At 66.1% G+C, this 4,975-nt stretch carries 5 protein-coding genes and 1 pseudogene; all 6 read right to left on the bottom strand.

Annotation, left to right across the window (positions count from 1 at the left end):
* Positions 1 to 316, bottom strand: a 316-nt coding sequence (locus K206_RS0126195) for a DUF3158 family protein (RefSeq protein ID WP_020205342.1), incomplete at its 3' end; no start/stop codon positions are given.
* A complete protein-coding gene (locus tag K206_RS0126190; RefSeq protein ID WP_028690963.1) occupies positions 313 to 1,092 on the bottom strand; it encodes a PFL_4669 family integrating conjugative element protein in 780 nt (259 codons plus the stop codon). The genes K206_RS0126195 and K206_RS0126190, both read right to left, overlap by 4 nt.
* Before the next feature lie 317 nt (positions 1,093 to 1,409).
* Positions 1,410 to 2,642, bottom strand: coding sequence for an STY4528 family pathogenicity island replication protein (locus K206_RS0126185; protein ID WP_020205340.1), 1,233 nt, complete (start codon positions 2,640 to 2,642; stop codon positions 1,410 to 1,412).
* Positions 2,643 to 2,645: 3 nt separating this feature from the next.
* A complete protein-coding gene (locus K206_RS0126180) occupies positions 2,646 to 3,206 on the bottom strand; it encodes a DUF2857 domain-containing protein (RefSeq protein WP_029044111.1) in 561 nt (186 codons plus the stop codon).
* 15 nt (positions 3,207 to 3,221) lie between these two features.
* Positions 3,222 to 4,880 carry a ParB family protein gene (locus tag K206_RS0126175; protein ID WP_020205338.1) on the bottom strand — a complete coding sequence of 553 codons (1,659 nt, stop codon included), beginning with the start codon at positions 4,878 to 4,880 and terminating at the stop codon, positions 3,222 to 3,224.
* Positions 4,873 to 4,975, bottom strand: a pseudogene (locus K206_RS43110) (type II toxin-antitoxin system HicA family toxin); the annotation flags it as partial. The gene K206_RS0126175 and the pseudogene K206_RS43110, both read right to left, overlap by 8 nt.

Here is a 4,975-nt window from a genome sequence, read left to right as displayed (position 1 = left end):
ATAGGGCCACGCCCATGGCCGAGCGGTCGTGCCTGCGCCAGCGGAGGAAGGTGGTGCCTGCGCCAGTGGTCTGCTGGGCCAGTTCGATGGGCAGCAGGTGGAAGGGGTGCCCGCATGCCTGCTCCAGCACCTGTCGCTGCGCCAAACCGATCAGTTCGTCGCGCATGGCGAAGCACTGGCTGGCCCAGGCCTCGAAGTCCCCTTTACCCTTAAAAGGCTTTAAAAGGCCTTTTAGAGAGGCCGCGTGTTCCAGCCTCATGAAGGCACCCTGTTGCAGGCCCCGGAAGTAGCGGGTTGGTTGGTTCAGATCGTTCATGCGGGCTCGTCCTCGCCGGCTGACGCTTCGGGCGGCTCTGCGGTGGCGGCTTCGTCGCTGGGCGGAGGCGCTGTGGCAGGACCGTCGCCGCGCTGTTGCAGGCCACGGCGCACGACGGGTGGCGCAAACTTCGAGCGGCGTGTCCCCTCCAGCACCTCCTGCGGCAGTTCGCCGTATTTCTCCAGCGCGACTCGCGCAGCGGCGTTCTTCGCCGCGAAATCGTCGCGGGTGCAGCCCGAGTAGCGATACTGCTGGGCCAGCGAGAACAGGCTGCGCAGCGCGTGCGCGCCCTCGTTGAGCCAGCGTTCCAAGGTGCTACGGTCGATGAGCGCGGTGTGGTGGGCGAGGATCAGCTTGCGGGCGATGTCGTCGTAGTCGGCCAGGAGATAGACCGCGGCAAAGCCGAGCTGCGCGTTGACGAAGAGCGGGAGCTTGACCGGCTGCACGTTGAGGTTTTCGCCCAGGCTGAGCGCCGGTGGCACGCTCGCCAGCGCCTGGTCCACCTGCTCGCGCAGCGATTGCAGCGTGACCTTGGTCTGGTCGAGCTTGTCCTCGATGCGCAGCATCCACCAGTCCGAGTACGGGTCGTCCTGCTCCGAGCCCCGCCGCATCTTGTTCATCTGGGCGATGTAGCCGTTCAGGCCGACGATGCCCGGTCGCCCCTCGGCGGCGGCGCGGCCGTGCCAGATGCGGGAAGCGTGATGGGTGTGCAGGGTCAGCGACATCGCGCTGCGCAGGGAGCCGAGATTCAGTTGCAGAGGTTCATTGGTTGCCATGGTGTCCGCTCGTTGTTGGAAAAGGAGCGGCCAGCTTCGGCAGGAAGCGGAAGGCAGTCAGTCAAGAATCCGAATCCCGGCGGGCCCCGGTTTAGGGCGCGGCGGTTGCATGCGGCGCGAGCTATCCCCAGGGGATAGCTCCATGGAGCGCCAACGAACGCTGCACGCCGGGATCAGGGGGGACAACACCGATGCTGCGGCAGACGGTCGATCCCAGGCCTGCGACAGCTTGGCGTTGTGCCCAGCGGCGGAACTATCCCCAGGGGATAGCTCTATTGGTGGCCATGGGCATCTACTTCACCGCCTTGCATGCCGGCTCACTTGCTGGCGAGCAGATTGCGTAGCCGCTCGATGTGCTGCTTGGCGACTTCCGGCGGCACTGGCTTACCCTGCGGCTGAGGTGGCGGTGCTGGTGGTGGCCGCTCGTTTGGCGGGACGGATGCCGATGGCGCGTCTTTCTTGGCCCAGGCATTGAACTCGCCATGGATGGCGCGCTGGATGATGCCGAACAGATACCCCGCAGGATTGCGGATGCCATGACTGCTGCATCGTGTGGCCCAGTCGTCCAGCACGGCCTGTCTCAGCGCGGCATCGACCTGCTGCAATGCCACCCTGGCACCTGTCTGCTGCTCTGCCTTCAGTTCCGTGAAGCGCTTGGGCCATTGCAGATCGCCCAGCGCGCGCGCCTGCGCGGTAGTACGTACTTCATTAATACGACTACTACGTACTGTACGGGCCTGCTTCGGATTCCGAAGAGAGGCGTCTGGCGCGGGTTTCGCCCCTGCTTCGGATTCCGAAGACGGGTCGTCCGCATTCCGAAGAAGGCTCGATGCTCCTTCTTCGGAATCGTGGGCGGCATCCTCCTGTGGATAACTTTCGGCGGCCGTGATGCCTTGGCTGGCGAGGCGTTCGGCCAGGACCTGTAGCCGAGACGGCAGTGTGCGTCCGGAGAGCATCGGATCTTCCGCGATCTCCTTGAGGGTGTTCAGGCCGACCATCTGGACAGCCTTGGCCGAATGGCCGAGGGACTGGCTGACCAGTGCCAGGTAGTCGGCGTCGAGCTGCATGGCCTCGAAGGGCGTCAGTGGTTCATCGTGCAGAACGTAGAGGTTGCCGAGGATGCGGCCGGTCTTGGGGTCACGCCGTCGCCGTACCAGGCTCAACCATCGGGTGAGGCGCAACAGCGTCAACGCTCGGGCCACGGTTTCATGCGAGGCCTGCCCGGCGCAGGGCATCGACGCCAGCCAGGGTCGAAGCTGCTCATACGTCGGGAAGGCTGTCACGCCGTCGTCGTTGAGCATCAGCCGGAACACCTGCCAGGCGTTGCGCTCCAGCGGCGTCAGGCGACGGTCGAGGAACAGCCGCCGCGGCACGGTCTCGTGCCGGTTGCCGCTGAAGAGGAAGGCATCGCCTGACGTGGCAGGCGTCGGCGTAGGCATGGGTGCTGGCGCACTGGGGCTGGGCTTGGGCGCGAGGTCTTTCAGGGCAGCATCGAACAGATCCGCGAGTGCGACGGGGCCACGGCGTGGTGCGGTGTCGTCCACGGCCATGGCTCAACCCAGTCCCTGATCGACCCAGCTCTTGATCGAGGCCCAGACCACCGACAGAGGCAGCGACATGCCTTCGGCCAAGTCCATGGAGGCGTCGAGGATGGAGGTTTCGTCTTCGAGATCGACATTCCTACTGCCGGTCACGGCCTTCCATTGCCGCCACAGCTCCGTGTCCTGTTTCTCGTCCAGCACGGGGTGGCGGCCCTTCCGCTTCGGCAGGCCGAGGATTTCGCGGCGAAGCGCCACCTCCTGGTGGGTCAAGCCATAGAATCGACTGACCATCTCGGTGCTCGCGCCCAGCCTGAGCATGCGATCGACCGTGGCGATTTCCTTCTCCACGTCCTGCGCCTGCTTGAGCAGCCGCCGGAGCACTTCGCGGTTGACCGTCACCGAGCACCAGGAGACGTTGGCGTTGGCCAGCACACTAATCAGCGCGGGATGCTTGAGGGCGTCCAGTTCTTCCTCGCCAAACCCCATCAGTTTGCAACGACGCAGTTGCCCATTGCGCAGGTCATAAAGGGCTTGGGCGATCACGGCCTGGTTGAGTGGGTGTGGTGCGGACATGTTGGCCTTCCTCGCTCACGTTCCAAGGTCCGCAGCGCCGGCTTCCAGGTCGAGCAGGCGCCGGGCCAGCCGCAGCAGCCGGAACAGCTTGACCAGCGCGGTGTCGCTCAATCGCTGGGCCGCATCACCCTGGCCGTGCAGCAGCGTCGGCAGGTCGATGACGACTTGCCCGTCATGCAGGCCGACGTCGGCGAGCCGCTGACCGGCCAGGCACGCCAACAGCGCGAGGACGGCACGGCCCAGCGGCTCCGGGCTTTGGCTGCGGGCCCGGCAGGCGAAACCGATACCGTCTGCACGGTCATCAATGAACTCTTCCAGGTCTGCCTCGCCCGCGATTTCGCGGGCGAACTGTGCGATGTGGATGCGCAAGCGCTCGGGTGTATCCAGGCCGGGATCGATGTACCAGACATCGGATATCGGATAGAGCCCGCCGGCCTGCACGGGGATGGACTGCAAGACGCTCGCCGAGAAGTCGGGCGGCAGCGCATCACCCAACTGGTCGGCGACCATGCGCTGGATGGACTGGAGCCGTTCGGTCGTCGGTGCCGGCGAGACGATGTGCTCCCGAAGCAGATCGCTCCCCGCCGCAGGGCTGGCCGCACCCGCCTGGCTGGCATCCGCGTCGCTCTCGTGCGTCGCGGGCGTTGCCGCAGGTCGGCCCGCAGGCGGCGCTGCCGATGCAGCCCCTGCGGTGGGTGGCGCGGTGTTGGCAGGTGGGCGCGCGATGGTTCCCGGCTCCGGCAATGCAGGCGGCGTCGAGGGCGGTGTTGGGTCGCTGACCAAGGCGCGCTGCCGGCTCTCGGATTCGGTCATGTCCAGGGCGAGCACGTCGTAATCGACACCCAGCAACTCGGCCATCTGGCCGATCAGCTCGTCCTGTACGCGCTGCGCGGAGAACTCGTCGGCCTGGACGTCGAATTGCGACAGCACGTCCTGGAAAAACTCGTCGAAGTCCTGAACCAGTGAGCGGCCCTTGGCGTAGCGCTCCCACGCGAGCATGCAGGCTTTGCGCATGACCGACAGGCGTTCGACCTGATGGCGACCGAGGCCGCCATAGAGCACGGTGGGGATCGCGGGCAGGAGGTAGCGCACCGCGTCGTTCATGCGGCTGATGTGCGACTGTTGGACCGGGAAGCCATCGGCAGCGAGGCGGCGGGCCAGCTCGGACTGGCTCAAGGTGGCGCCGCTTTCTTGCTCGTAGAACTCGCGCGCCTTCTCGACGCCGAGGGCGCGCTCGATGAACGTGAGGCCCCCGCGCAATTCGTTCTCGGCCAGGTGGCCGGTCAACATGACGACTTCGCCGCGGCTGGGCCAAGGCCGGAACAGGCACGATATACGGAAGAATCGCTCGTCCTTGGTCTCCGACCATAGTTCGCGCAGGATCGCCAGCCGCGTATTTCCGCCGTTGCGGATGATGTAGTGATCGTCACCTGGTCGGCGAGTGATGGCCGGCGCCGCGTCCAGGCCGCGCTCACGGATGGACGCCTTGATTTCCTCGTAGGCCGGGTTGCGTTTTTTCCTGGGATCGTGGTCGTAGGGACGCAACTGATCCAGGGTCACGACCATGGGGGTGTCGGCGATCGGGTCGCTCAAGGCCGAGGCTGACGGGCCGTTGCGCTCGAATCCGGCCGCGAGCAGCTTGCCGGCCATCTGCTGGGAGGTGATCTCAGCCATGGCCGCCTCCCTGTGCTTGGGATCGGGCCTCGCGCTCGGCGCGGCGGATTTGCGCACGGGCGTTGAGGGTCGCCCGGTGGTCGCTGGCGGTCGAG

The organism is Cupriavidus sp. WS (genome assembly GCF_000395345.1).
Taxonomy (GTDB): domain Bacteria; phylum Pseudomonadota; class Gammaproteobacteria; order Burkholderiales; family Burkholderiaceae; genus Cupriavidus; species Cupriavidus basilensis_B.
The sequence above is the reverse complement of the archived record's forward strand: the minus strand, read 5'-3'. Positions and strand labels throughout refer to the sequence as shown.